The following is a 4,052-nucleotide window of genomic DNA, read 5'->3' on the forward strand; positions in this document are numbered from 1 at the left end:
TGGGCCAGTTGCAACCGCTGGGTGTGGCTGGTGAGCTGCACATTGGCGGCATCGGCGTAGCGCGGGGTTATTTGAACCAGCCAGAACTGAGTGCCGAGCGTTTCGTCGCTGACCCGTTTTCCAGCGACCCGCAGGCCCGCCTGTACAAAACCGGCGACGTGGGTCGCTGGCTGGCCAATGGCGCGCTGGAATACCTGGGTCGTAATGACTTCCAGGTGAAGATTCGCGGCTTGCGTATCGAGATCGGCGAAATCGAGGCCGCCTTGGCCAAACACCCGGCGGTTCATGAAGCGGTGGTCACGGCTCGTGAAGACATACCATCTGCCGAGCACACTGCTGTCGATATCGAAACCCTGCGCAGTCACCTGCAGCAACAGTTGCCTGAATACATGGTTCCGGCCATCTACGTACTGCTCGATACCATGCCACTGACGCCGAACGGCAAGCTGGATCGCAAGGCGCTACCCGCACCGGACGGTGATGCGCTGATCAGCCGTGGCTACGAGGCGCCCGAAAGCGATACCGAGATGGCCATTGCGCATATCTGGCAAGACCTGCTGCAACTGGAGCAGGTCGGCAGGCATGACCACTTCTTCGAACTGGGCGGCCACTCTCTGCTGGCCGTGAAACTGATCGAGCGCATGCGCCAGATCGATCTGATTGCCGATGTACGCGTGCTGTTCAGCCAGCCGACCCTGTCAGCCCTGGCGGCGGCGGTGGGCGGCAAGGGGGCCGTCGAGGTGCCCGCCAACCTTATTCCCACCGACTGCGAGCGCATCACTCCAGACATGCTGCCGCTGGCATCACTGAGCCAGGACGACATCGACCGCGTGGCGTCCAGCGTGCCCGGCGGCATGGCCAACGTGCAGGACATCTATGCCCTGGCGCCGCTGCAGGAGGGGATTTTGTATCACCACCTTGCAGCGGTCGAGGGTGACCCGTACCTGCAATACGCACTATTTTCCTTCGACAATAACCAGCGTCTGCACAGTTTCGCCCAGGCACTGCAAGCTGTAATCGCGCGGCACGATATCCTCCGCACCGCCGTGCTTTGGGAGCGTCTCGAGGCTCCGGTGCAAGTGGTCTGGCGTGAAGCGCCTCTGATGCTTGATGAGCTGATAATAGACCCGGCCGATGGCGAGGTCACCGAACAGTTGCTCAAGCGTCTCGACCCGCGTCACACGCGCCTGGACATCCGTCAGGCACCGATGCTGCGCATCGGTTATGCCCACGACGCGGTAAATAATCGCTGGCTGGGCATGCTGTTGTTCCACCACCTGGTTGACGACGCCACGTCGCTGCGCATTCTCACCAGCGAAATCGAGGCGCACATGCTCGGCCGGCAAGCCTCGCTGCCGCCGTCCGTGCCTTATCGCAATTACGTGGCCCAGGCCAGACTCGGTGTAAGCCGCGAGGAACATGAGGCGTTTTTCCGTGACATGCTCGGTGACATCGACGAGCCCACGCTGCCATTCGGCGTGCAGGACGTGCAGGGCAACGGGCGCGGTATCGAGGAAGCATGCCAGCGGGTCGATATCGACCTGAGTCAGCGCTTGCGGGCGCAGGCTCGTCAACTCGGGGTCAGCTCCGCCAGCCTGTATCACCTGGCCTGGGCCCGTGTATTGGGCGCGGTGTCAGGCAAAGACGATGTGGTATTCGGCACCGTGTTGCTCGGTCGTTTGCAGGGCGGTGTCGGCTCCGACAGGGCGTTGGGAATGTTCATCAACACCTTGCCGCTGCGCGTCACGCTGGGTGAGCAGGGCGTGCGCAGTGGCCTGAAAACCACTCACGCACGGCTCAGTGGCTTGGTCGCCCATGAGCACGCCTCACTGGTACTGGCCCAGCGCTGCAGCGGGGTGCCCGCGTCAACGCCACTGTTCAGTGCCTTGCTTAACTATCGGCATGTCGACGCAGAGGTCAATCAGCAGGCTTTCGACGCCTGGCAGGGCATTGAACATCTGCACAGTGAAGAACGCACCAACTATCCGTTGACCCTTTCGGTCAACGATGAAGGGGTGGGCTTCAGCCTCACGGTCCAAACCATCGCCAGTATCGATGCGCAACGGGTCTGCGCGTATATGCAGACGGCACTGGAGAGCATGGTCAGCACACTGGAGCAGTCCAGCGAGATGCCTCTGGCAGGTTTGTCGGTTGTGCCGGCAGCAGAGCGTGAGCAACTGGTGTTCGGGCTCAACGCTACCGAGCTGGATTACCCGCAGCAGCAGACCATTCATGGCCTGTTCGAAGCGCAGGTCGAGCGCTCGCCGCAGGCTTTGGCGGTGGTGCATGGCGAACTGCGCCTGACGTATGGCGAGCTCAACGACCAGGCCAACCGCCTGGCCCATGCCTTGCGTAAACAGGGCGTTCAGCCGGATTCCCGCGTGGGGATCTGCGTAGAACGCGGGGCAGAAATGATCGTCGGCTTGCTGGCGATCCTCAAGGCGGGCGGTGGCTATGTGCCGCTGGACCCGGCTTATCCGGCCGAACGAATTACTTACATATTGCAGGACAGTGAGCCAGCGGCGGTGTTGGTCAAGGCAGCCACTCGGCATTTGCTGGCAGGCGTTTCGGTGCAGACCATCGACCTTGATGATCAGAGCGCCTGGCAACACGAATCCATACAGAACCCGGAAGTCGAGGGCCTGACCTCGGCACATCTGGCGTACCTGATCTACACCTCGGGTTCGACCGGTATGCCGAAAGGCGTGATGATCGAACACCGCAACACCGTTAACTTCCTGACCTGGGCGCACACGGCTTTCGACGGTTCTGCGCTGGAAAAAACGCTGTTCTCCACCTCGCTGAACTTCGACCTCGCGGTCTACGAGTGCTTTGCGCCGCTGACATCGGGTGGCAGCATCAACGTGGTGAAAAACGTTCTTGAACTGCAACACGGCGAACACGATATCGGCCTGATCAACACCGTGCCGTCAGCGCTGAAAGCGCTGCTGGAAATCAACGGGTTGCCAGGATCGGTTCACACCGTCAACGTCGCTGGCGAAGCGCTCAAGCGCAGTCTGGTCGAATCACTGTTCGAGACAACCGGCGTGCAGCGCCTTTGCAACCTGTACGGGCCGTCCGAAACCACCACTTACTCAAGCTGGGTGGCGATGGACCGCGAAGACGGCTTCGCTCCGCATATCGGCAGGCCGGTGGGCAACACCCGGTTCTATCTGCTGGACGAGCAGCAACAGCTCGTTCCGCGAGGTATGCCGGGTGAAATCTACATCGGCGGGGCAGGTGTGGCCCGTGGTTATCTGAACCGCGATGATCTGACCGCAGAACGTTTCCTGAAAGACCCGTTCAGCCAGCAGCCCGCGGCACGCATGTACCGCACGGGTGACCTTGGCCGTTATCTGCCGGATGGCAATATCGAATACCTGGGTCGTAACGATGATCAGGTGAAAATCCGTGGTTTCCGTATCGAACTGGGCGAGATCGAAACGTGTCTGGCCAAGCACCCAGGGGTACAGGAAACGGTGGTTGTCGCCCGTGAGGACGTACCAGGCGAAACCCGTCTGGTGGCGTATTTCACAGCGTCCGACCCTGCACGGCTACCGGAAAGCAGCGATCTGCGCACGTACCTGCAAGGGCTGCTGCCGGACTACATGCTCCCGGCAGCTTATATGCCGCTTGACGCGTGGCCGCTGACGCCGAACGGCAAGCTCGACCGCAAGGCCCTGCCGGCACCGGACAGCAGCGCACTTGTCTCGCGCGCTTACGAAGCCCCGGTGGGTGACGTCGAGATCAAACTGGCAGCGCTTTGGGCGGACCTGCTTAATGTCGAAAAGGTCGGACGTCATGACCATTTCTTCGAACTGGGCGGGCATTCTTTGTTGGCGGTGAGCCTGATTGAGCGCATGCGTCAGGCGGACCTCGAAGCTGACGTTAGAGTGCTGTTCGGTCATCCGACGCTTATTCAGGTGGCGGCGTCAGTGGGCAAGGTCAAGCGGCTGGAGGTGCCGGAGACGAAAATTCCGACGTTCAAGCGCAAACGCCGTATCTGAAGCCACGGCAACCACCCGACCGGTTTGCAAACGGTCGAGTGGTTG

At 61.1% G+C, this 4,052-nt stretch carries 1 protein-coding gene; it reads left to right on the forward strand.

Translation table 11 applies throughout. The features are described from left to right. Positions 1-4,007 (forward strand): non-ribosomal peptide synthetase (locus AO388_RS24210; protein ID WP_153004014.1); only part of this gene is annotated, 4,007 nt, incomplete at its 5' end. Between the last annotated feature and the right edge of the window lie 45 nt (positions 4,008-4,052).

This window comes from Pseudomonas sp. ICMP 10191, from assembly GCF_001467335.1.
GTDB lineage: Bacteria > Pseudomonadota > Gammaproteobacteria > Pseudomonadales > Pseudomonadaceae > Aquipseudomonas > Aquipseudomonas cerasi.